Source organism: Sphingomonas sp. UYAg733, assembly GCF_054057355.1.
In genome coordinates this window covers 37,422-58,253 of record NZ_JBSRZE010000013.1, presented here as the reverse complement: position 1 = coordinate 58,253, position 20,832 = coordinate 37,422, and the positions used below count along the sequence as shown (strand labels likewise).

The following is a 20,832-nucleotide window of genomic DNA, read 5'->3' as shown; positions in this document are numbered from 1 at the left end:
TTTTCAAACAAAACCCTAGCCCGTCACGCCCTTCAGAAAGGCGAGCACCGCTGTCCAGTTCGCTTCGGCACCCTTTGGGTTGCGCTTCTCGATCAGCGTTGAAGAGCCATGCACGCCGCCCTCTTTCGGCTGGTAGAACACTTTGCCGGTCCCCGGCACCGCGTCGAAAATCGGCTTGGCGCTCGCGACCTCTTCCGCGTCCCCTGCCGATGTGACGAACACCGGCACCGCCAGTTTTGCCGCCGCTTTACTGATCAGCATCTTGTCGTCGAAATATTCGCCCGGCGAGAAGGACAGCACCGCCTTGACCACGCCGGGATTGGCCGCCGCCAACGGAAACACCAGCGAGGAGGAATAACTGCTGCCCCAGATGATGACCGGCAGCTTCTGCGCCTTGCCCCAATCGACCGCCGCCTGCAGGTCCGGCTGCGCGGCGAGATAACCGGGGTCCTTGCCGACGAGCAGCGCGGTTTCGTTGTCGCCATACATCCCGCCGCCGGACCGCTGATCGATCGCCAGCGCGTCATAGCCGGCGGCGTTCAGCCGCGGCGCGATCGTCGTATATTCACCTTTGCTTGATCCCGCCTGATGAAACAACAGGATCAGCGCCTTGGGTTTGTCGGTCTTGTAGTGCCGCGCGAACACGGTGATGCCGTCATCGGCCTTGATCGTCACGGACGATGCCTGCGACCCGCGCTGCGCGGCATTGCTGCCCGCCGGTTGCACGTTGCACGCCGCCAGGGTCATCATCGCTGCTACCACCACCATCCGCCGCATCGTCGCTCTCCCGTCCCCATAGAAAAAGGGGTGCCGGGCTTTTGGCCCGACACCCCCGTTCATGCAACCGCGCTTAGCCGCAGCACGGCAGACCGCAGCAGATGCCGATCGCACAGCATGCCGCCGTGGCCGCACCGGGTGCCGCGGCAAACGCCGCGCTGGCCGATCCGGCGAAGATGACGACGGCGATTTTGGCAAAACGAATCATGAGAAGTCTCCAGATGAAATTGGTTGAAATGTGGAGTGGCTCAGGCGGTTCGTGGTGGCGGCGGTTCCGGGGTCAACGCCCGCCCCACTCGTCCGGCCGTCACCACGTCGGGGGCCAAGATGGTCGCCACCGGCCATGCATGGACGGCAGGCGGCATAGGCAGAATCGCGGGGCAGCAGGATTGGCAGGCGGCACCGGCCAGCGCCTTGTCGGGGCATCGGCCGGCCGCTTGCAGACAATCGCATCCATCCGACATTGCGTGACCACACATGGTGTTGATCGGTCCCGTCGCCGCACTTGCCGCAGTGGCGGTCATTGCGCCCAGCAACAGCAATGCCAGCAACAGGGCGAACAGGCGGGCCATCGAAATCCTTCTCCTCGAACGGGTAGAAGCAATTCGTCGCGGTATCCGGCGCGGTTACAATAAGATCAAAGGCGCGGTTACAATAAGATCAAATAAGCCCGACAAGCGGGCCGGAAGATCAAATAGGCCCGGCAGGCGGGCCGGAAGATCAAATAGGCCCGGCAGGCGGGCCGGAAGATCAAATAAGCCCGGCAAGCGGGCTGGAAGGATCGGCATAGCGCCGCTTGCCCATCCGCCCCGCAAGATACGCCATGCGGCCCGCCTCGACCCCCGCCTTCATCGCCGCGGCCATCAGGATCGGGTCCTTGGCTTCGGCGATCGCGGTGTTCATCAGCACGCCGTCACAGCCCAGCTCCATCGCCGCCGCCGCGTCCGACGCGGTGCCGACCCCGGCATCGACCAGCACCGGCACGCTCGCACCCTCGACGATCAGGCGGATCGTCACCTGGTTCTGGATACCCAGCCCCGACCCGATCGGCGCACCCAGCGGCATGATCGCCACCGCGCCGACATTTTCCAGCCGCTTCGCCGCGATCGGATCGTCGACGCAATAGACCATCGGCTTGAACCCCTCATTGGCGAGGATTTCGCACGCGCGCAGCGTCTCGACCATGTCGGGATACAGCGTCTTCGCCTCGCCCAGCACCTCCAGCTTGACCAGCTCCCAGCCGCCCGCCTCACGCGCCAGCCGCAGCGTGCGGATCGCCGACTCCGCATCGAAACAGCCGGCGGTATTGGGCAGATAGGTGATCTTTTTCGGGTCGATAAAATCGGTCAGCATCGGCGCGTTGGGGTCCGACACATTGACGCGGCGCACAGCGACGGTGACGATCTCCGCCCCCGATGCCTCGACCGCCGCGGCGTTCTGCGCGAAATCCTTATACTTGCCGGTGCCGACGATCAGGCGCGAGCGAAAGGTCTTGCCGGCGACCGTCCATGTGTCCGCCGCGCTTGCGGTGGTGATCGGCGTCTGGATGGTCATGATGTGCGATGCTCCACGATATTGGCAAGGCCGCCCGCTGTATCGCGGACGAAGAAGCGGCGAACGCCCCAGGGCTCGTCGGTCAGCGGATAGGCGATGTCCAGCCCCTGCGCGACCGCCCGGTCATGGCATTCGTCGACATTGTCGACCCCGACCGAATAATCCGGCTTCAGGGCCGACGGATCGCCGGTGATGACGCTGATCTGCGCGCCTTCATGCCCGGGCGCGCGATAGGTCGAGATGAAATCCAGCTCCATCGCAAGATCGAGCCCAAGCACTTCGGTAAAGAACGCCCGCCCCGCCGCGCTATCATCGGCATAAAGATTCGGCACGATCCGCGACACGCACCCGCTCCCACCCCCACCACCACCACCACCGACGAAATGCACGATCTCCAGCTCGTCGCCATCCTCGACCATCACCTGGCCCAGCGTCGATCGCGGCACGATCTCCAGATTGCGCTCGACCGCGACCTTTTCCGGCACCAGGCCGAGATCGGCGGCAAGCCGCGCGATGGTCAGGCCGGCCGCGACGCGGCGATGCTCGCCATTGACGCGGATCGAGACGGTGCCGTCGGTATGTGTCATTGCTGCTCCGCAAACGACGCGTAATTTGATCACGCGACCGCACGCATATAGGAAACGCTGGCCTGCACCCGCAACAGAAAGTCCTGATCTTGGCCGACACGATTTACGTCCTCAACGGTCCGAACCTCAATCTGCTGGGTCTGCGCGAGCCGGAGATCTACGGCACCGCCACGCTCGACGATATCGCGGGCGATCTCGAGGACCGCGCGCGCGACCTCGACCTGAAGATCGACATGCGCCAGTCGAACCATGAAGGGCATCTGGTCGACTGGCTGCACGAGGCGCAAGGCGAGGGCGCAAAGGCGGTGATCCTCAATGCCGGCGCCTTCACGCACACCTCGGTCGCGCTGCGCGACGCGATCAAGGCGATCGTCACCCCGGTGATCGAGGTGCATCTGTCCAACCCGCACGCGCGCGAATCTTTCCGTCATCGCAGCCATATCGCGCCGGTCGCGAAGGGAACCATCGCCGGCTTCGGCGCGCTTTCCTACCTGCTGGCGCTTGAAGCCGCCGCCCGTCTCTGACAGGACGCGTGCCCAATAAGGGAGCAAAGGGTCGCATGGCCGAAAACGAACAATCCGGAACCGAGAATGAATCGATGCGAATCGATGTCGACCTGGTCCGCCAACTCGCACAATTGCTGGATGACACCAGCCTGACCGAAATCGAAGTCGAGGATGGCGGTCGCAAGATCCGCATCGCACGCAAGGCCGCCGCGGCCGCGGCCGTGCATTACAGCGCGGCGCCGGCACCTGCCGCCACGACATCCGCGACGTTCCTGCCGTCGGCACCCGCCGATACGTTCGCCGCTGCGCCTGTCGCGGTCAATGCGGTCAAGTCGCCGATGGTCGGCACCGTCTATCTCTCGTCCGATCCCGATTCGAAGCCGTTCGTTTCCGTCGGCGAACAGGTCGCGGCGGGCGACACGCTGCTGATCGTCGAGGCGATGAAGGTGATGAACCCGATCCTCGCGCCCAGCGCCGGCACGGTAAAGGCCGTGCTGGTCGAGAATGGCCAGCCGGTCGAATTCGACCAGCCACTCGTGGTTGTCGAATAACTCCATGAAGCAGATCAAGAAGCTGCTGATTGCCAATCGCGGCGAGATCGCGCTGCGCATCCACCGCGCGTGCCATGAAATGGGCATTCAGACGGTGGCGGTGCACTCGACCGCCGATACCGACGCGATGCATGTGCGCCTCGCCGATCAGGCGATCTGCATCGGCCCGCCGCCAGCGATCGACAGCTATCTCAATATCCCGAACATCATCTCGGCCGCCGAAATCTCCGGCGCCGACGCGATCCATCCGGGCTATGGCTTCCTCAGCGAAAACGCCAAATTCGCTGAGATCGTCGAGGCGCACGACATCGTCTTTGTCGGGCCGAAGCCCGAACATATCCGCACCATGGGCGACAAGGTCGAGGCGAAGCGCACCGCCGGCGCGCTCGGCCTGCCGCTCGTCCCCGGATCGGACGGCGCGATCAGCGATATCGCCGAAGCGAAGCAGATCGCCGCCAGGGTCGGTTATCCGGTGATCATCAAGGCCGCATCGGGCGGCGGCGGGCGCGGCATGAAGGTGGTCAACGACCCCGAAAGCCTCGAAACGCAAATGCTCCAGGCCGGCACCGAGGCCAAGGCGGCGTTCGGCGACGCGACCGTCTATATGGAGAAATATCTCGGCAACCCGCGCCACATCGAATTCCAGGTGTTCGGCGACGGCGAAGGCAACGCGATCCATCTCGGCGAGCGCGACTGTTCGCTGCAGCGCCGCCACCAGAAAGTGCTGGAGGAAGCGCCCTCGCCCGTGCTCGGCCAGGAAGACCGTGACCGCATGGGCAATATCTGCGCAAAAGCGATGGCCGATATGGGGTATCGCGGCGCGGGCACGATCGAATTCCTGTGGGAAGACGGTGAATTCTACTTCATCGAAATGAACACCCGGCTGCAGGTCGAACATCCGGTGACCGAAGCGATCACCGGCCTCGACCTGGTGCGCGAACAGATCCGCATCGCCGAGGGCCATCCGTTGACCTTGCGCCAGCAGGACGTGATCTTCCGCGGCCACGCGATCGAGTGCCGCATCAATGCCGAGGACCCGCGCACCTTCGCCCCCTCACCCGGCCTGGTGAAGCAATTCCACGCCCCCGGCGGCATGAACGTACGCGTCGATAGCGGCCTGTACGCCGGCTATAAGGTGCCGCCTTATTACGACAGCATGATCGCCAAGCTGATCGTCTACGGCACCACCCGCCAGGGCGCGCTCCGCCGCCTGCGCCGCGCGCTGGAGGAATTCGTGATCGAGGGGATGAAGACCACCATCCCGCTGCATCAGGCTTTGCTCGACGATCCCGATTTTCAGAATGGAGATTATACGATCAAGTGGCTTGAGGAATGGCTGGCGCGGCAGGAGGGGTAGGCTGTGCGTCAGACGGGGCATCAAGGTTTTCTGATTCAACGCTGGCTTTGGAGGCTGGCATGGAAGCGAAGTTCTCAGAGATGATCAGTGGGAACGATTAAAGGCGTTCGTGCCGGGTGGCCGCAAGGCGCGGTGCAGGCTGCGATGGGCTTACGACGCCGACCGCGTGTGTGATCTGATCCGCAGACAAGGCAGTGAACCGGTCATACCGCTCCGCCGACATCGCAGATACCGGCCTCACTGTGACCGGATCGCCCAGAAGCAACGCTAGCGCATTGAAGGCTTCATCGCCCGGCTCAAGCAATGGCGGCGTATCGCCACCCGATATGACAAAACCGCCGCCAACTTCCTAAGGATTCATCAAGCTCGTCAGCATCCTGCCGGGGCCCAAATGATTAAATCGTCACTACAGCCTAGAGCAGTTGCATTCCGCGCTTCTTGAAGCAACGCACACACACCCCGCCGCGAGCGCCCACAAAATTCCCATGCTCTCCCTCGCAAAAAGCTCGTTTGCATGTATTGCAGTAGCGCGCCGTGAGGCGGATCCGCGCGAATACGTCCCAGCACAAACGACACGGAACGAGATTTTCATCGCCTCTGATCTTTTCATCATCTTCGTGCGAGCCGTCAAAATCGCTCATATCTGGTTTTGTAAATGCGCTCATTCCGGTTTAACCGGTGCGAGCTTGTGCTGCACGATTTTCTTCAGTCGCTCGCGCCAGTGTCCTTCGTCCTCATCGGCTTCAAGTTCGCGAACGAGTCCCTTGAACTTGTCGATCTGGAATTCCTGTTCTGTCACCGATTTGACTCCTGGCTCGCATTGGGCCTCTTATCGGCTGTACCGGATTAGTTGATTCAGAAATAGGGGGCGGGTGGTGGTTGCGCGACTAGAGGTTGAGGCTGATCGTATCTTCTTGGATTTGGAAAACCCCCGACATGACCCTTACGAGCTAGAATCTCAGGTCATCGAATACTTGTGCCGGCACGAGAATATCCTGCCGCTGGCGAGAGACATTGTTGCCAATGGTCTTAATCCGATTGAGCAGTTCGCGCTCATTCCGGATGACGCAGAAAGCAATCCTCCGACCTATTTTGTAGCCGAGGGAAACCGCAGAATCTGTGCGCTCATGCTGCTGCATGATCCTGATCGCGCGCCAGCTAAATTACGAAAGTCATTTGAACAGGCCAGTAAGGGCTGGCCGGGGACAGGCAAGCTCCCGTGCGTCGTTTTCGATGATCGCGCCGCTGTCGATCTGTGGCTAACACGGATTCACGATGGCGAGCAGGATGGTGTCGGCCGCCGTAAGTGGAGTTCTGATCAATCACAACGGCACAGTGGAAGCACCAAAAACAAGATTGCCATGGAAGTCTTGAACTACGCAGAGCGAACCGGCCTGATCTCCGCTGATGATCGTCGCGGAAAACTCACCACAGTCAGCCGATACTTGACGAAAAAGCCCATCCAGGAGGCGCTGGGCTTGGATGTCAGCGATTTGGAGAACATTGGCAAAACGAGGTCGAAAGCCGACTTCGACACGCGGCTAACGAAGTTTCTGGGCGATCTTCAGAGGGGACACGTCAACAGCCGTACCAATGGGGCCGATGCATTCAGCGCCTACGCTCGCGAGCTATCGGCCGTCACATTGTCAGGCACTGGGGAAGTTGCGGTTGAGTCATTGAACAAGGGGAAGACCAGCGCATCCACAGTCCCAAAGCGACGGCGCACGGCCCTTAAGGCGCGAGTCACGCTGCCCTATGAGCACGAAATTATGGACGCGCTAAAAGAACTGGAGAGTCAGAAGCTCACCAACCTCTATGACTCTATCTGCTCAATCCCACTTAACCCGCACGCGCCACTTATTTCCATTGGTATGTGGGCATTTCTGGAGTCATTGACGGCGAGGGCGGGTCGGAGTGTCCTGAATGATTTTCAGGCATTCTTCAGCAAGGAACGGCTGCAGAGTTACGGCCTTTCGAGGGGTAAAGGCGATAAGTCTATCAGCGAAGCGCTGCGCCGAGTGTCAGCCTCAGGTGATGTCACAAAGCACGACCCGACAGCCGCGATGTTCAACGGTGAGCAGCTAGCTAACGATATGGATACGTTGAAGAATGTCATCGTAAAATGTGCGGAGGAGGCGGCTCCAAAGACCTAGTCAGATTTTTGTGGCCGAACGGCCGACAAAACTATAGATGGTTATGGCCCGATCAAATTCCCCGCTTCGATACCCAGGCGGCAAGTCCTGCCTGTACGATCTGACTGCGCACATTCTGAGGCTCAACAGTCTCCAGCGCGGTCACTATGCGGAACCTTACGCGGGAGGCGCCGGACTTGCCTTGGCCCTCCTATTCGACGGCCATGTTAGCGACATTCATTTGAATGACGTGGACAGAACGATCTGGGCGTTCTGGAACAGCGTTCTGAATGAGACGGAGGCGCTCACCCAATTGGTAGAGACGACCCCGGTAGTTATCGGTGAATGGCACCGACAGCGCGAAATCTACCTCAACGCTGCCGACTTTTCCGATCTCAGTGTCGGGTTCGCCACGTTCTTTCTCAACCGCACCAACCGTTCCGGTATTGTGAAGGGCGCGGGGGTCATTGGCGGGCTGTCGCAGGACGGAAACTACAAGATCGACTGTCGATTCAATCGTGGTGAACTCGCGCGGCGTATCCGCCGAATCGCCAAGTATAAATCTCGCATTCATTTGTATCGCTTGGACGCGCTGGACTTCATGGAGGCAGCCGATGCGACGCTTCCGGCGCGGTCTTTCTTCTGCATTGATCCGCCATATTTCAACAAAGGGTCCAGCCTGTACACTAGCTTCTACAATCGAGAAGATCACGCCGCCGTGAGCCAAGCGGTGCTTGGACTGGAGCGTGCGTGGATACTCACTTATGACAACACGCCGGAAATTTCCCACCTCTACAAGGCGAGGCGGCAGTTTGGATTCGACGTGAGTTATTCGGTACAGACCAAGCGCATCGGAACCGAGCTTCTGGTAGCGTCGAAGGGCCTAAAGCTGCCTACCCAAATCCGCGACCGGCTTTTCTATCGTCCGCAGTATCGCGCTGCCTAGTGTTGGCGTGGAGGTGGCGATGACACGAGCCACTACCCCTTTATTTGATCGGAGTAACTAACTGATATATACAGGTATTACTCAATACCCCGAACACTCGTCCCGCGCCAAAGATGTGACACAATACGGTGTGACATATCTCTCAGCCCCAAGACCTCCCGCCACAAAGCCGCGGTTCGATTCAACCATTCCTCAACGCCCGCTATCTCGCCATCCATGGAAACCCGCCCCTCGACCTTCAAACCCGCTTATGTCCGTCAGGCAAAAGAGCTTTATGCCGAGGGCCTGACCGATCGCGAACTTGCCGAGGCGTTCGGCGTCTCGCGCCGCACCATCTTTCGCTGGCGCGCCGCCTATCCTGACTTCGCCGAGGCGACAAAGCTCGGCAAATCCGTCGCCGACGATCGCGTCGAGCGTGCCCTCTACGAACGCGCAATCGGTTATGAGGAGGAGGCGGTGCGTGTCTATCATCCGGCCGGTGCCGAAGAGCCGGTGATCGTGCGCTACAAGCGCGAAGTTCGCGCCGATGTCCCCGCCGCGCTGCAATGGTTACGCGCCCGCCGTCCTGAAGTCTGGGCAAGCTTCACCCCACCGCCTGAGGAGGACAACGACTTCGCCGAGCAGATGCGCAAGGCGGCGGACCGGATCGGCGACCGCGCGGTACCGCAACTGCGTGAAGCGCTACGCCATCATGCACGGAGTAAATGATCCCACCGATTCACCCCCGCCCGCCCGGACGCGCGAACGCCCTCTTTCACCCGCTCCGTCCCTCTGCCAAACATCCGCATCCAAGGGGAGAATCGACCGTGCGCCATCTGTTTGCCGCCACCACCGCTATCGCCACGATCTTTATCGCGGCCGGCCCGCTCGCCGCGCAGGTCAAGACGCCCGACCGGCCCGTCACCGATCCGAAAAGCGTCAACTCCCCCGCCAATCCCGATGCGCGCGCGGTCCCGGTCGAGGATATCGGCACTTCGCGCTCGCTCGGCAGCACGGCGTGGAGCGCCGATGGCAAGCGCATCTTTGTCGCGACCAACCTGACCGGGCGAACCAATATCTGGCGCACCGATACCGCCGGCAGCTGGCCGGTGCAGTTGACTCAGTCGGACGATACGCAGGGCGGCCTCGCGCCGTCGGCCGATGGGAAATATGTCTATTTCCATCAGGATGTCGGCGGCAATGAATATACCGACATCTACCGCGTGCCGGTCGATGGCGGCGCGGTCGAGAACCTGACCAACACCCCCGACCGCCGCGAGGACGGCATGCTGGTCGGGCCGAAGGACGGGCTGGTCGCGCTGAGCGTCAAGCTGAAGAGCGAGGGCCAGTCGAACCTCGCGGTGATGGATCGCGACGGCAAGGTGCGCGTGCTGACCGCCGAGGCCGATGCGCAGTTCGGCTGGGGCGCGGTGGCCTGGGTCGATGGCGGCGCGGCGATCATCGCCAATCGCAACCGGGTCGATTCGGGCATGGCGGAAATCTGGCGGATCGACGTGGCGAGCGGCGCGGCGACCAAATTGCTCGGTAAGGCGGACACCAACTACCAGGCGAACGACGTCACGGCCGACGGCAAATGGATCGCCGCCACCACCGACGAAGGCACCGGCCAGTCTCACGTCGGCCTCTACGATATCGCCGGCAAGAAATGGCGCTGGCTCAAGCCGACCCCATGGGAGCAGGAGGCGAGCAACTTCACGCGCGACGGCACATCGCTGATTTTCAGCACCAACGCCGACACTCGCAGCACGCTGTACCGGTTCGACCTCGCAAGCGGGACCGAGACCGCGCTCGCGATCCCGCCGGGCCTCAACTTTCTCGTCGGTGCGGACCCGCGATCGCCCGACGGCAAGACCCTCCTGGTCAGTCATTCGGGCGCGGATTCGCCGGGTAACCTCTATCTCTACGACCTCGCCGGCGGGGAATCGCGCCCGGCGACTCAACTCGCCATGGCCAGCCTGACCCCGGCGGCGCTGCCCAAGTCGCAGGTCGTCACCTACAAAAGCTTCGACGGCACACTGGTCAGCGCGGTCGTGACCATGCCGGCGAACCTCAAGCGCGACGGCAGCAACCCGGCGATCGTGGTGCCGCATGGCGGTCCGACCGGTCAGACCCAGGACGGTTACAGCCGCTATGCCACCGCCTTTGCCAGCCGCGGCTATGTCGTGATCCAGCCCAATTTCCGCGGCTCGACCGGTTATGGCAAGGCGTTTCAGGAGGCGAACTTCAAGGACCTCGGCGGCGGCGACCTGAAGGATACCGTCGCGGCCAAGACCTTTCTGGTGCAGACCGGCTATGTCGATACAAGGCGCGTCGGCATCTTCGGCGGCAGCTATGGCGGGTTCATGACCTTGATGGCGATCGGCCGCACGCCCGACGAATTCGCCGCCGCGGTGCAATGGTTCGGCATCATCAACTGGCGCACCATGTACCGCGATCAGGACGAGCGGCTAAAGGCCTATCAGCGCGGCCTGCTCGGCACGCCCGAATCCGACCCGAAAGTCTATGACGCCGCCTCTCCGCTCACCTATATCCGCGCCGCCAAGGCGCCGCTCTTGACGATCCAGGGCGAGAACGACATCCGCGTGCCGCGCGGCCAGGCGCAGGAGGTCAACGACATACTGAAGGCCAAGGGCAATGTGGTCGAGACGATCTTCTACCCGGCGGAAGGCCATGGTTTCCAGAAGCGCGAGAACCAGCTCGATTCATTGAAGCGCACCGTCGCGTGGTTCGACAAATATCTGAAACCGGCGGGAGCGGCGGCGAAGTGAAGGCGACGATCTGGCACAACCCGCGCTGTTCCAAATCGCGCGAGGCACTTGCAATCCTGAAGGAAACGCCCGGCCTCGAGGTCGAGGTGATCGAGTATCTCAAGACGCCGCCGACCCGCGCCAGGCTCGCCGCGCTGTATGCGCGCGCGGGCATGACGCCGCGCGAGGGCTTGCGCAAAGCCGAGGACGGCGCGAAGGCGCTGGTCGGCGCAAACGACGACACAATCCTCGACGCGATGGTCGCCGACCCGATCCTGATCGAACGCGCATTGGTCGAAACCGACAAGGGTGTGCGGCTGGGCCGTCCGCCCGAACGCATCCGCGAAATATTGTGAGCGGCCTCGAACCTGGCCGCAATTGCTGGCGGATCGAACGCGTCGACAAGGCGACGGTGCTGATCGACGCGGATCGTTATTTCCGCGCGGCACGCGCGGCGATGCTCAAGGCAAAGCAGCAGATTCTGTTGATCGGCTGGGATTTCGATGCGCGCATCGACCTGGTGCCCGGCGAACATGTCGATGATGGCGCGCCGCACAATGTCGGCGACTTCATCTCCTGGCTGGTCGATCGCAATCCCGATCTCGATGTCTATCTGCTGCGCTGGGATGTCGGCGCGGTGAAGACGCTGCTGCACGGCACGACCATCTTCACCGTGATCAAATGGATGCGCCACCCGCGCATCCACACCAAGCTCGACAGCTTTCACCCGGTCGCCGCCTCGCATCACCAGAAGATCGTAGTGATCGACGATTGCCTCGCCTTTTGCGGCGGGATCGACATGACTGCGGAACGCTGGGACACGCGCGAGCATCTCGATGATCAGCCGGGCCGGATGATGGGCGGCAAACCCTATCAGCCGTGGCACGATGCGACCACGGCGTTGCAGGGGCCGGTCGCCGGAGCGCTGGGCGAGCTATGCCGCGACCGCTGGGCGCTGGCGGGCGGCGACGCGATCGCCGTGCCGGAGGTGTCGGTCGATTGCTGGCCCGACAATCTCGAAGCGGATTTCAGCGATATCGAGGTAGCGATCTCAAGATCGCAACCCGAAATGCCGGGCGTCGCGGCGGCGCATGAAATCGAAACCCTCTATCTCGACCTGATTGCGCGCGCGACACGGCACATTTATGCCGAGAGCCAGTATTTCGCCTCGCGCCGCATCGCCGAGGCGATCGCCACGCGGCTCGACGAGGCGGATGGGCCGGAAGTGGTGATCGTCAACCCGGTCAAGGCCCAGGGCTGGCTGGAACCGATCGCGATGGACACCGCGCGGGCCCGACTGTTCGAGGCGCTGAAGCATCGCGATACGCACGACCGGCTGCGCATGTACCATCCGTACACCGCCGGCGGTGCGCCGATCTATGTCCATGCCAAGATCCTGATCATCGACGATCGCGTGCTGCACGTCGGATCGTCCAATTTCAACAACCGCTCGATGCGGCTCGATACCGAATGCGATGTGACGATCGACGCCGATCGCGGCGCCGACCCAGATTGCATCCGCGCGATCCGCGATGGCCTGATCGCCGAACATCTCGGGCTGGAGATCGACGAGGTCGCGGCCGCAATCGACGAAACCGGGTCGTTGATCGAGACGATCGAACGACTGCGCGGGTCGGGCAAGACGCTGCGGCCCTACGAAGTGCCGGATCTTGGCGATGTCGAGAAATGGCTGGCGGACAATGAAGTGTTCGATCCCGAAGGCCCGAGTGAGATGTTCGAGGTCAGCGTCAAGCGCGGCTTGTTTCGGCGTTTGCGCTTTTGGCGGCGGCGTAAGGGGTGACGAATCTCCCCGCTGTCGCTAGAGCCGCGCCATGAGCGAGATCACACCGCAAATCGTTGCCGAACACGGCCTGTCGCCCGAAGAATATGAGCGTGTCCTGCACGCCATGGGTCGCGCGCCGAACATCACCGAGCTCGGCATTTTTTCGGTCATGTGGTCCGAACACTGCTCTTACAAATCCAGCCGCATCCATCTGAAAAAGCTGCCGACCACTGGCCCGCAGGTTATTTGCGGACCCGGAGAGAATGCCGGCGTGATCGATATCGGCGACGGCCAGGCGGCGATCTTCAAGATGGAGAGCCACAACCACCCGTCATATATCGAGCCCTATCAGGGCGCGGCGACCGGAGTCGGCGGCATCCTGCGCGACGTGTTCACGATGGGCGCGCGCCCTGTGGCGAATCTCAACGCGCTTCGTTTCGGCCGCCCCGATCATCCCAAGATGCGCCATCTGATCGCCGGTGTCGTCCACGGCATTGGCGGTTACGGCAACTGCGTCGGCGTGCCGACGGTCGGTGGCGAAGTGAATTTTCACCGCGCCTATGACGGCAACATCCTGGTCAACGCGATGACCGTCGGCGTCGCCGAGACGAACAAGATCTTCTATTCCGCCGCCAGCGGCATCGGCAATTCTATCGTCTATGTCGGATCGAAGACCGGGCGTGACGGCATCCACGGCGCGACCATGGCGTCGGCCGATTTCTCCGAGGATTCGGAGGAGAAGCGCCCGACCGTGCAGGTCGGCGATCCGTTCACCGAAAAGCTGCTGATCGAGGCATGCCTCGAACTGATGGCCTCGGACGCGATCGTCGCGATCCAGGACATGGGCGCGGCCGGCCTGACCTCGTCCAGCGTCGAAATGGCGTCGAAGGGCGGCGTCGGCATCGAACTCAACATGGATCATGTGCCATGCCGCGAAACCGGCATGACGCCCTATGAGATGATGCTGAGCGAAAGCCAGGAGCGCATGCTGATGGTGCTGAAGCCCGGCCGCGAGGATTTTGCGGAAAGCATCTTCAAGAAGTGGGAACTCGATTTCGCGGTGATCGGCCATGTCACCGATACCGGTCGCATGGTCCTGACCTTCAAGGGCGAGACGGTGTGCGACATCCCGCTTGGGCCACTGGCCGACGATGCGCCGGCCTATGACCGGCCCTGGGTCAAGACCCCGCCGCCGGCACCGCTGTCCAATGTCCCGGCAACGACCGATATCGCGGCCGACCTGCTGACGCTAATGGCCTCACCCGACATCGCCAGCCGGCGCTGGATCTGGGAGCAGTACGACCATATGGTCGGCGGCGACACCGTGCAGCGCCCCGGTGGCGACGCGGCGGTCGTGCGTGTCCATGGCACCAAAAAGGGCCTGGCGATCACCACCGATTGCACGCCGCGCTATTGCTTTGCCGACCCTTATGAAGGCGGCAAGCAAGCGATCGCCGAGGCGTATCGCAACCTCAGCGCGGTCGGTGCCAAGCCGCTCGCCACGACCGACTGCATGAATTTCGGTAACCCGCAGCGGCCCGAGATCATGGGCCAGTTCGTCGGCTGCATCGAAGGCATGGCGGAGGCGTGCAAGGCGCTCGACTTCCCGATCGTGAGCGGCAACGTGTCGCTCTATAACGAGACCAAGAATGACCCGAATAATCCAGATGGGGGCACGGGTTCGGCGATCCTGCCGACGCCGGCGATCGGCGGCGTCGGCCTGCTCGCCGACTGGTCGAAATCTGCGACCATCGCGTTCAAGGCGACCGGCGACGTGATCGTGCTGATCGGCACGCGCCAGGGCCATCTCGGCCAGTCACTATGGCTGCGCGAAGTCCATGGTCGCGAGGAAGGACCGCCACCACCGGTCGATCTCGACGCCGAGCGCCGCAATGGCGAATTCGTGCGCCGCGCGATCGCCGCGGGCGCGCTGACCGCGGTCCATGACGTGTCGGACGGCGGCGTCGCGGTCGCCATCGCGGAGATGGCGCTGGCCGGCAATATCGGCGCGATGCTTCACGCTCCCCTGCCCTGCGGCGTTGCCTGCTCCCTGTTCGGTGAGGATCAGGGGCTCTACATCGCCACGATCGCCGATCATGCGCTGCTCGATACGCTTTCCGCCGCACATGCCGCCGGGGTCGAGATGGAGCGGATCGGCCGGACGATCGCCGATCGGCTGATTTTCGAGCTGACCGACGACGATCATGTCGTGACGCTGGCGCAACTGCGCACCGCGCACGAAGGGTTCTTCCCGGCGTTGATGGGTGAAAACCTGATCGCCTGACGGTAGCCTGGCCGGTGGTTTGTTTTGAAACTGGCGATCCGCGCGATGGTGCGCTGATCGATAGACCCGCCGCGATTCAACCTGTACTTCCCTCCGTGATAATCGGGGGACTATCATGCCAACCTCTTCAACCGCGTCGATCTGGCGCGCGATCGCAATTGCCACGACGATCGCCGGCACGCTCGACCTGCTCGCCGCGTTCATCCTCGCGGTCATCGGGGGCGGCAGCCCGATCGGCGTGCTGCGCGGGGTCGGCAGCGCGGTGGTCGATGCCGACGCCTTCGACAGTGGCGCGGTCCCCGCCCTTATCGGTCTGGCGCTGCATTTTGCGATCATGCTGGTCATGGCATCGGTCTATATCGTCACGGCTTCGCGCATCATGATGATCGATCGTCGGCCGGTGTTCGGCGGGATCGGCTATGGTAGCCTTACATGGCTGGTGATGTATTGGCTCGTCCTGCCGCAGCGCTGGCCAACACTGTTTCCGATCCTCGACCCAAAGGAGATCGCGATTCAGTTATTTTGCCATATCGTGCTGGTCGGCATTCCCATCGCGCTGGTGTCCCGTCGGGCGCGTCGCTGGATTTGAGCCCCAAGTCCGCCAGCTTTTGCGAATCATACGCAAATTTGCTTGCGAGTAGTTCGCATTAGCCCTACCTAGGGGGTGAAGCGGTGGAGCATCCAATGGTCGTCTGCGTTTGTAATGCTATTCGGGAACGTGATGTGCGCGAAGCGGCGCGGCAGGGCGCGACCAGCGCATGCCAGGCCTATCGCGCGCTTGGTCGCCAGCCTAAATGCGGCCAGTGCGTCCCGTTCGCGCGATCCATTATCGATTCAGAACGTGCTGCTGCGTAGCGTTCGCAGGGCTGAAAAACCGCAGAATTCCGCCATTTTTTAACTATTCGCAGACCGTGTGTTGCGCTATCATCTGCGTAATGAACGGAGATATGTGCCATGAAGGGCGACGCGAAAGTCATCGACTATCTGAACGAGGCGCTCAAGAATGAGCTGACCGCGATCAACCAATATTGGCTGCATTATCGGCTGCTCGATCATTGGGGCGTGAAGAAACTCGCCGAATTCGAGCGGCACGAATCGATCGACGAGATGAAGCATGCCGACTGGTTGTCGGAACGCATCCTGTTCCTCGACGGCCTGCCCAATTTCCAGCTGCTCGGGCGCCTGCGCATCGGCGAATCGGTCGAGGAAGTGCTCAAGGCGGATCTCGCGCTCGAGATGGAGGCACTGCCGCTGCTCCGCGACGCGATCGAGCATAGCGAAAGCGTTCGCGACTATGTGAGCCGCGACCTGTTCCGCCGCATCCTCGACAGCGAGGAAGATCATGTCGACACGCTTGAGCGCCAGTTCGAGATGATCGAGCGCATGGGGCTGGAAAACTACATCCAGCTCAACTCGAAGGCCGAAGAAAGCGAATAAGGTTGGTCGCGGCGCTTGCTGGCCGGAGACCGGGCCTCGGTCAGTCAGTCAGCCAGCGGTCGCCGTCCAAAGGCGATCGGGCGGCGTTCGACCAGCGGGTTTGCCTCGCGCTCGAGCAGGGTAAGCGTTTCCTCGAACAACGAACGCAGTTTGACGACGTGCTGCAGCGCCTGTTCGGGCGTGTCGTGACTTTCCACGCAATCGCGCGCGATGGTTTCGATTTGCTCGGCGAGTTCGCCCAGTGGCTCCGCACCAAACTGCCGCGCTTCGCCCTTCAGCGTATGTGACGGGATGATCAGCGCGGCCGCGTTTTGCGCGCGCATCGCCGCCTCGATCGCAGCGACGGACTTCACGCCGTCTTCGCGGAAATACCCCAGGATACGCACGAATCCCGCCCCGAGTTCGCTGCGCGAACGCGAGAAGGCGGTCCAATCGACCAATGTGCTGCCCTCAAATGACACGATCGTCTCCTCCCCTTTGGCCATGAATGCCCCAGAGGTTTCACGCTATCTCTACGCGACGTCCGTAAAGGATGGATTGACGGAAGGGCCGTAGCGGGCCCTATTCTCCCTCACCAGGTCATGCGATCGGTAATATTATTCGGCTGATGCATCCAACATGGATGGATCCCGCTTTACCGATCGAACGGATTTTTCGGCGCGCGCAGGGTCAGGCGCACCGGCACCGCACCAAAGCCCAGGTCGCGGCGGATGCCGTTGATCAGATAGCGTTGATAGCTCATCGGCAACTGGTCGACGCGCGTGCCGAACAGAACGAAGCCCGGCGGGCGCGTCTTGGCCTGAGTGAGGTAACGCAGCTTGATACGCTTGCCGCCCGGCGCGGGCGGTGGGTTGGCTTCGATCGCCTTTTCGAACCAGCGGTTGAGTTCACCCGTGCCGATACGTTTCGACCAGGCCTCGCGCGTTTCGAACGCGACCTTCATCAGCATATCGATGCCCTTGCCGGTCGCCGCCGACACGGTCATCAGCGGCACGCCCCTGACCTGGCTCAGTCCCTCTTCCAACGCCGCCTTGACACCGTTGAACAGGCTGGAGGCATTTTCCGCGACATCCCATTTGTTGAGCGCGACGACCAGCGCACGCCCTTCCTGTAGCGCGCTGTCGGCGATGCGCAGATCCTGCGCCTCAAGCCCGCGCGTGGCATCCAGCAGCAGCACGATGACTTCGGCAAAGTCGATCGCGTGGAGCGCATCGGCGACCGAGAGCTTTTCGAGCTTGTCCTGCACGTTGGCGCGCTTGCGCATGCCCGCCGTGTCGATCAGGCGAACCGCGCGCTCGCCGCGGTCGGGATCGTTCCACAGCCATTCGATCGCGATCGAATCACGCGTGATGCCGGCCTCCGGCCCGGTGATGAGCCGTTCCTGCCCGAGCATCTTGTTGATCAACGTGGATTTGCCCGCATTGGGTCGCCCGACGATCGCCAGCTTGAGCGGCGCGTCGGGGTTTTCGGGATCCTCCTCTTCCTCCTCCTCGATATCGTCATGCTCGATATGGGGGAGAAGCGCGTCGAACAGGTCGCCCATGCCCTCGCCATGCTCGGCGGACAGCGGGACCGGATCGCCAAAGCCGAGCGACAGCGATTCGAGGATACCGGCTTCGCCCGCCTTGCCTTCCGCCTTGTTTGCGACGAGCACGACCGGCGTGTTCGACCCGCGCAGCCAGCGGGCGATTTCCTCGTCGAGCGGCACCAGGCCAACTCGCGAATCGATCATGAACAGTGCGACATCGGCCTGCGCAACGGCCTCTTCGGTCTGCGCGCGCATCCGGCCGGGCAGCGAAGCGGCGTCCTGATCCTCGTAACCGGCAGTGTCGATAATACGGAATTCGAGCCCGACCAGCATCGCATCACCTTCGCGACGGTCGCGCGTCACGCCGGGCCGGTCATCGACCAGCGCGAGCTTCTTGCCGACGAGGCGATTGAACAGGGTCGATTTGCCGACGTTGGGCCGGCCGACAATCGCGACCTTGGGAAGTTTGGACATGAGCGTGCCTTACGCTGCTCCGCAGCAAACGTCACCCCGGCGCTAAACCCGATGCGAACAGGGGCTCCCTCGGCGGAGAAAGAGCCCCTTTCAGGATCACCGATAGGCGGTGATTCGGCCTTTCATGTCGAGCACATAGAGCGTGTTGTTGGCTACGATCGGCGAAAGGCTGATCGAGGCACCGCCCTTGATCGTCGACTGTACTTCGCCATTGCTGACCGACGCAGAGACGATTTCGCCTTCCGAGTTGGTCAGGACGAGGCGATTACCGGCGAGCGCCGGACCGAACCAGGTGATCGGATGTTTGCGCTTCTTGACGTTCTTGTAACCCGGCAGCTGGCTGATCCAGCGCACCAGCCCGGTCGAGCGCGTCAGGCAGACGAGCCGCGCGTCGTCGGTGATGAGGAACAGCCATTCGCCCGCGATCCATGGCGTCGAGATACCGGCGAAATTCTGCGCCCAGACGCGCTGGCCGGTCGCGAGGTCGATCGCCACGGTGCGGCCGCCCTGCCCGACCGCATAGACGCGGCCCTGATCGATCACCGGCGCGGCATCGATATCCGCCAACGACGACACCGATGTCGATATCGCCGAACGCGACAACGCGTCCTGCCACAGCGCGCGGCCATTTTCGTAGCGATAGGCGTTAAGCTCGCCCGAAGAGAAGCCGGCAACGACCGACCCTTGCGCCGCGGCGGGGGCGGCGACGCCGAACACACCTTGCGATTCAAGCGATCCCGACTGAGTCCAGCCAATCGTGCCGTCGGCAAGCGCGACCGCGAACAGCTGGTTGTCCTGGCTCAGCACATAGAGATTGCCGTTGGCGATGGTCGGCGCGCCGCGCAACGGGCCGCCCGGCTTGACACGCCATAGCTCAGCGCCATCCGCGGCATTCAACGCCACAACATCGCCGACGCCGTCGGTGGCATAGAGTTTGCCGTCTTCGAAGCTGACGCCGCCGCCGAAACGCGCGGCCTTTTTAGTGTTTTCCTTGGCGATGGTGGTCGACCAGATTTTTGCGCCGGTGTCGGCAGCAAAGGCGTAAACCGTCGCATCGACATCCATTGCGTACAGCCGGCCGCCGGCGACGACCGGAGGGGCTGCCAGCCGCTGACGGTTGGAACCGCCATTGATATTGGCGCTCCACGCGCGCGACAGCGATTCGCCGAGCGCGACCTGGCCCATCGACTTGGCCGCATTGCCGCCCGGCTGTGCCCAGGAATCATTGACCGTGGGCGGCGGCAACAGCACCTGCACCGCCGCGATGGTCTTGTCCGGCTCGCTCGCGCTTTCCGACAGCAGGATCGGCACGCGATCCCCCAGCACCGGCGTCTTTTTCTGACCGCCCTTGAATATGCCGCAGGCGCTGAGCGCCAGGAGAGCCGCGATCGCGAGCGGCACCCTCTTCCCTGTCATCATGGTGCTTTCTTTTCCTCAGGTGTGTCGACCGCGTCGATACCCAGTACCCCGGCCATCTGAACCGCACGTTGACGGAGCGTGGCGGGAACGGTCTCTTCGCGGGCGATCTGACCGAACAAGGGGCCTGCCAGATCGGGCCGGTTCATCCGCAGATAGGCGGCCGCGACCAGCTCGCCCGCGCTTCCGAACCAGGGATTGCCCTTGACCGCGAGCGGTCGCAGGCGATTGACGATAACATCGGGCTTCAACGTGTCGAATTCGGCCGAGGTCTGACGGATCAGCGCGAGATCGCGGAACGGCTGTGCCAGCGCGGCATCGGCGGCAATCTCAGCAAATTTGGCGGCCGCGCCCTTCACGTCCTGCTTGTCGAGCAACGAATCTGCCTGAGCGAACCGCGCAATGGCCTGATAGCCGTCGACGTTGGATCCGGCGAGTTCCTGAAGCACCTTGGGGTCGGCGGGTTTGGTGCCGGCGTCGTCGACCAGCGCCTGAAGCTGTTCGCCCTGCTTGCCGGCGACTTCGGCACTGTGATGTTGCCAGTATAGAAAGCCGCCAAATGCCGCGAGGCCGAGCACGATCACCACGATCAGCCAGCGGCCATAGCGAGTCCAATAGCTCGCCAGCTGGTCGCGACGGAGTTCTTCATCGACCTCACGCAGGAATGCTTCGTCGGTGTTCGGCGGGACGGCCAAGGCAGGCTCCAGATACGGTGTCGGGACGGGAAGGGCCGGACCTTAGCGGCGGCGGCGG

At 62.5% G+C, this 20,832-nt stretch carries 22 protein-coding genes and 2 pseudogenes; 14 read left to right on the top strand and 10 right to left on the bottom strand.

The window, feature by feature from the left end; all coding sequences use genetic code 11:
* Positions 1–15: 15 nt before the first annotated feature.
* The 5 genes and pseudogenes from ACVWZA_RS17290 to thiS form a co-directional block, all read right to left on the bottom strand.
* Positions 16–777 (bottom strand): alpha/beta hydrolase, encoded by a 762-nt coding sequence (locus ACVWZA_RS17290; protein WP_457312515.1) that lies wholly within the window; start codon positions 775–777, stop codon positions 16–18.
* Between the two features lie 73 nt (positions 778–850).
* Positions 851–985, bottom strand: a complete 135-nt coding sequence (locus ACVWZA_RS17285) for a hypothetical protein (protein ID WP_457312514.1) — start codon at positions 983–985, stop codon at positions 851–853.
* A 40-nt stretch (positions 986–1,025) separates the two neighbouring features.
* Positions 1,026–1,349, bottom strand: a complete 324-nt coding sequence (locus tag ACVWZA_RS17280; RefSeq protein WP_457312513.1) for a hypothetical protein — start codon at positions 1,347–1,349, stop codon at positions 1,026–1,028.
* A 178-nt stretch (positions 1,350–1,527) separates the two neighbouring features.
* A pseudogene (locus ACVWZA_RS17275) lies at positions 1,528–2,295 on the bottom strand (bifunctional sulfur carrier protein/thiazole synthase protein); the annotation flags it as partial.
* A 32-nt stretch (positions 2,296–2,327) separates the two neighbouring features.
* The gene (gene thiS / locus ACVWZA_RS17270) at positions 2,328–2,918 is read right to left on the bottom strand and encodes a sulfur carrier protein ThiS (RefSeq protein WP_457312512.1); all 591 of its coding nucleotides are present in this window, start codon (positions 2,916–2,918) and stop codon (positions 2,328–2,330) included.
* An 89-nt stretch (positions 2,919–3,007) separates the two neighbouring features.
* On the opposite strand from thiS, the gene aroQ reads away from it, so the two are divergent.
* The 4 genes and pseudogenes from aroQ to ACVWZA_RS17250 all read left to right on the top strand — a co-directional run.
* Positions 3,008–3,442, top strand: a complete 435-nt coding sequence (gene aroQ, locus ACVWZA_RS17265) for a type II 3-dehydroquinate dehydratase (protein ID WP_457312511.1) — start codon at positions 3,008–3,010, stop codon at positions 3,440–3,442.
* A 35-nt stretch (positions 3,443–3,477) separates the two neighbouring features.
* Positions 3,478–3,975, top strand: coding sequence for an acetyl-CoA carboxylase biotin carboxyl carrier protein (gene accB, locus ACVWZA_RS17260; RefSeq protein WP_457312510.1), 498 nt, complete (start codon positions 3,478–3,480; stop codon positions 3,973–3,975).
* Between the two features lie 4 nt (positions 3,976–3,979).
* On the top strand, positions 3,980–5,332 hold the full coding sequence (gene accC / locus ACVWZA_RS17255) for an acetyl-CoA carboxylase biotin carboxylase subunit (protein ID WP_457312509.1): 1,353 nt from the start codon (positions 3,980–3,982) through the stop codon (positions 5,330–5,332).
* 148 nt (positions 5,333–5,480) lie between these two features.
* A pseudogene (locus tag ACVWZA_RS17250) lies at positions 5,481–5,727 on the top strand (transposase); the annotation flags it as partial.
* A 266-nt stretch (positions 5,728–5,993) separates the two neighbouring features.
* Here ACVWZA_RS17250 and ACVWZA_RS17245 read toward each other — a convergent pair.
* On the bottom strand, positions 5,994–6,131 hold the full coding sequence (locus ACVWZA_RS17245; protein WP_457312508.1) for a hypothetical protein: 138 nt from the start codon (positions 6,129–6,131) through the stop codon (positions 5,994–5,996).
* Positions 6,132–6,207: 76 nt separating this feature from the next.
* On the opposite strand from ACVWZA_RS17245, the gene ACVWZA_RS17240 reads away from it, so the two are divergent.
* From ACVWZA_RS17240 to bfr, 10 genes are all read left to right on the top strand, one after another.
* Complete coding sequence (locus ACVWZA_RS17240; protein ID WP_457312507.1) at positions 6,208–7,485, top strand: hypothetical protein; 1,278 nt, start codon at positions 6,208–6,210, stop codon at positions 7,483–7,485.
* A 37-nt stretch (positions 7,486–7,522) separates the two neighbouring features.
* Positions 7,523–8,410 carry a DNA adenine methylase gene (locus ACVWZA_RS17235; RefSeq protein ID WP_457312505.1) on the top strand — a complete coding sequence of 296 codons (888 nt, stop codon included), beginning with the start codon at positions 7,523–7,525 and terminating at the stop codon, positions 8,408–8,410.
* 216 nt (positions 8,411–8,626) lie between these two features.
* Positions 8,627–9,118 carry a helix-turn-helix domain-containing protein gene (locus ACVWZA_RS17230; RefSeq protein ID WP_457312504.1) on the top strand — a complete coding sequence of 164 codons (492 nt, stop codon included), beginning with the start codon at positions 8,627–8,629 and terminating at the stop codon, positions 9,116–9,118.
* Positions 9,119–9,216: 98 nt separating this feature from the next.
* Complete coding sequence (locus tag ACVWZA_RS17225; protein WP_457312503.1) at positions 9,217–11,178, top strand: S9 family peptidase; 1,962 nt, start codon at positions 9,217–9,219, stop codon at positions 11,176–11,178.
* Positions 11,175–11,513, top strand: coding sequence for an arsenate reductase family protein (locus tag ACVWZA_RS17220; RefSeq protein ID WP_457312502.1), 339 nt, complete (start codon positions 11,175–11,177; stop codon positions 11,511–11,513). The genes ACVWZA_RS17225 and ACVWZA_RS17220 overlap by 4 nt, the downstream gene beginning before the upstream one ends.
* The gene (locus ACVWZA_RS17215) at positions 11,510–12,958 is read left to right on the top strand and encodes a phospholipase D-like domain-containing protein (protein WP_457312501.1); all 1,449 of its coding nucleotides are present in this window, start codon (positions 11,510–11,512) and stop codon (positions 12,956–12,958) included. Before ACVWZA_RS17220 ends, ACVWZA_RS17215 begins: the two co-directional genes overlap by 4 nt.
* A 31-nt stretch (positions 12,959–12,989) precedes the next feature.
* The gene (gene purL / locus ACVWZA_RS17210; RefSeq protein ID WP_457312499.1) at positions 12,990–15,224 is read left to right on the top strand and encodes a phosphoribosylformylglycinamidine synthase subunit PurL; all 2,235 of its coding nucleotides are present in this window, start codon (positions 12,990–12,992) and stop codon (positions 15,222–15,224) included.
* Positions 15,225–15,339: 115 nt separating this feature from the next.
* Complete coding sequence (locus tag ACVWZA_RS17205) at positions 15,340–15,813, top strand: hypothetical protein (RefSeq protein ID WP_457312498.1); 474 nt, start codon at positions 15,340–15,342, stop codon at positions 15,811–15,813.
* A gap of 95 nt (positions 15,814–15,908) precedes the next feature.
* Positions 15,909–16,079, top strand: a complete 171-nt coding sequence (locus tag ACVWZA_RS17200) for a (2Fe-2S)-binding protein (protein ID WP_457312497.1) — start codon at positions 15,909–15,911, stop codon at positions 16,077–16,079.
* A gap of 99 nt (positions 16,080–16,178) precedes the next feature.
* Positions 16,179–16,661 (top strand): bacterioferritin, encoded by a 483-nt coding sequence (gene bfr, locus ACVWZA_RS17195; RefSeq protein ID WP_457312496.1) that lies wholly within the window; start codon positions 16,179–16,181, stop codon positions 16,659–16,661.
* Positions 16,662–16,705: 44 nt separating this feature from the next.
* Here the strand turns inward: bfr and ACVWZA_RS17190 are convergent, their stop codons facing one another.
* From ACVWZA_RS17190 to ACVWZA_RS17175, 4 genes are all read right to left on the bottom strand, one after another.
* Entirely contained in the window at positions 16,706–17,146 is a 441-nt protein-coding gene (locus ACVWZA_RS17190; RefSeq protein ID WP_457312495.1) for an Hpt domain-containing protein, read from the bottom strand.
* Between the two features lie 149 nt (positions 17,147–17,295).
* Positions 17,296–18,663, bottom strand: a complete 1,368-nt coding sequence (gene der / locus ACVWZA_RS17185; RefSeq protein ID WP_457312494.1) for a ribosome biogenesis GTPase Der — start codon at positions 18,661–18,663, stop codon at positions 17,296–17,298.
* Between the two features lie 96 nt (positions 18,664–18,759).
* Positions 18,760–20,082, bottom strand: a complete 1,323-nt coding sequence (locus ACVWZA_RS17180) for an outer membrane protein assembly factor BamB family protein (protein WP_457312493.1) — start codon at positions 20,080–20,082, stop codon at positions 18,760–18,762.
* On the bottom strand, positions 20,079–20,774 hold the full coding sequence (locus ACVWZA_RS17175; RefSeq protein WP_457312492.1) for a tetratricopeptide repeat protein: 696 nt from the start codon (positions 20,772–20,774) through the stop codon (positions 20,079–20,081). The genes ACVWZA_RS17180 and ACVWZA_RS17175 overlap by 4 nt, the downstream gene beginning before the upstream one ends.
* Between the last annotated feature and the right edge of the window lie 58 nt (positions 20,775–20,832).

What these genes read in the sequence shown, in the direction of transcription:
- der (WP_457312494.1), bottom strand. Translation starts at nt 18,663, where the DNA reads ATGTCCAAACTTCCCAAGGTCGCGATTGTCGGCCGGCCCAACGTCGGC.
- purL (WP_457312499.1), top strand. Translation starts at nt 12,990, where the DNA reads ATGAGCGAGATCACACCGCAAATCGTTGCCGAACACGGCCTGTCGCCC.
- ACVWZA_RS17235 (WP_457312505.1), top strand. Translation starts at nt 7,523, where the DNA reads ATGGTTATGGCCCGATCAAATTCCCCGCTTCGATACCCAGGCGGCAAG.
- accB (WP_457312510.1), top strand. Translation starts at nt 3,478, where the DNA reads ATGGCCGAAAACGAACAATCCGGAACCGAGAATGAATCGATGCGAATC.
- ACVWZA_RS17280 (WP_457312513.1), bottom strand. Translation starts at nt 1,349, where the DNA reads ATGGCCCGCCTGTTCGCCCTGTTGCTGGCATTGCTGTTGCTGGGCGCA.
- ACVWZA_RS17180 (WP_457312493.1), bottom strand. Translation starts at nt 20,082, where the DNA reads ATGATGACAGGGAAGAGGGTGCCGCTCGCGATCGCGGCTCTCCTGGCG.
- ACVWZA_RS17285 (WP_457312514.1), bottom strand. Translation starts at nt 985, where the DNA reads ATGATTCGTTTTGCCAAAATCGCCGTCGTCATCTTCGCCGGATCGGCC.
- ACVWZA_RS17230 (WP_457312504.1), top strand. Translation starts at nt 8,627, where the DNA reads ATGGAAACCCGCCCCTCGACCTTCAAACCCGCTTATGTCCGTCAGGCA.
- thiS (WP_457312512.1), bottom strand. Translation starts at nt 2,918, where the DNA reads ATGACACATACCGACGGCACCGTCTCGATCCGCGTCAATGGCGAGCAT.
- ACVWZA_RS17200 (WP_457312497.1), top strand. Translation starts at nt 15,909, where the DNA reads ATGGTCGTCTGCGTTTGTAATGCTATTCGGGAACGTGATGTGCGCGAA.
- ACVWZA_RS17190 (WP_457312495.1), bottom strand. Translation starts at nt 17,146, where the DNA reads ATGGCCAAAGGGGAGGAGACGATCGTGTCATTTGAGGGCAGCACATTG.
- accC (WP_457312509.1), top strand. Translation starts at nt 3,980, where the DNA reads ATGAAGCAGATCAAGAAGCTGCTGATTGCCAATCGCGGCGAGATCGCG.
- ACVWZA_RS17290 (WP_457312515.1), bottom strand. Translation starts at nt 777, where the DNA reads ATGCGGCGGATGGTGGTGGTAGCAGCGATGATGACCCTGGCGGCGTGC.
- ACVWZA_RS17205 (WP_457312498.1), top strand. Translation starts at nt 15,340, where the DNA reads ATGCCAACCTCTTCAACCGCGTCGATCTGGCGCGCGATCGCAATTGCC.
- bfr (WP_457312496.1), top strand. Translation starts at nt 16,179, where the DNA reads ATGAAGGGCGACGCGAAAGTCATCGACTATCTGAACGAGGCGCTCAAG.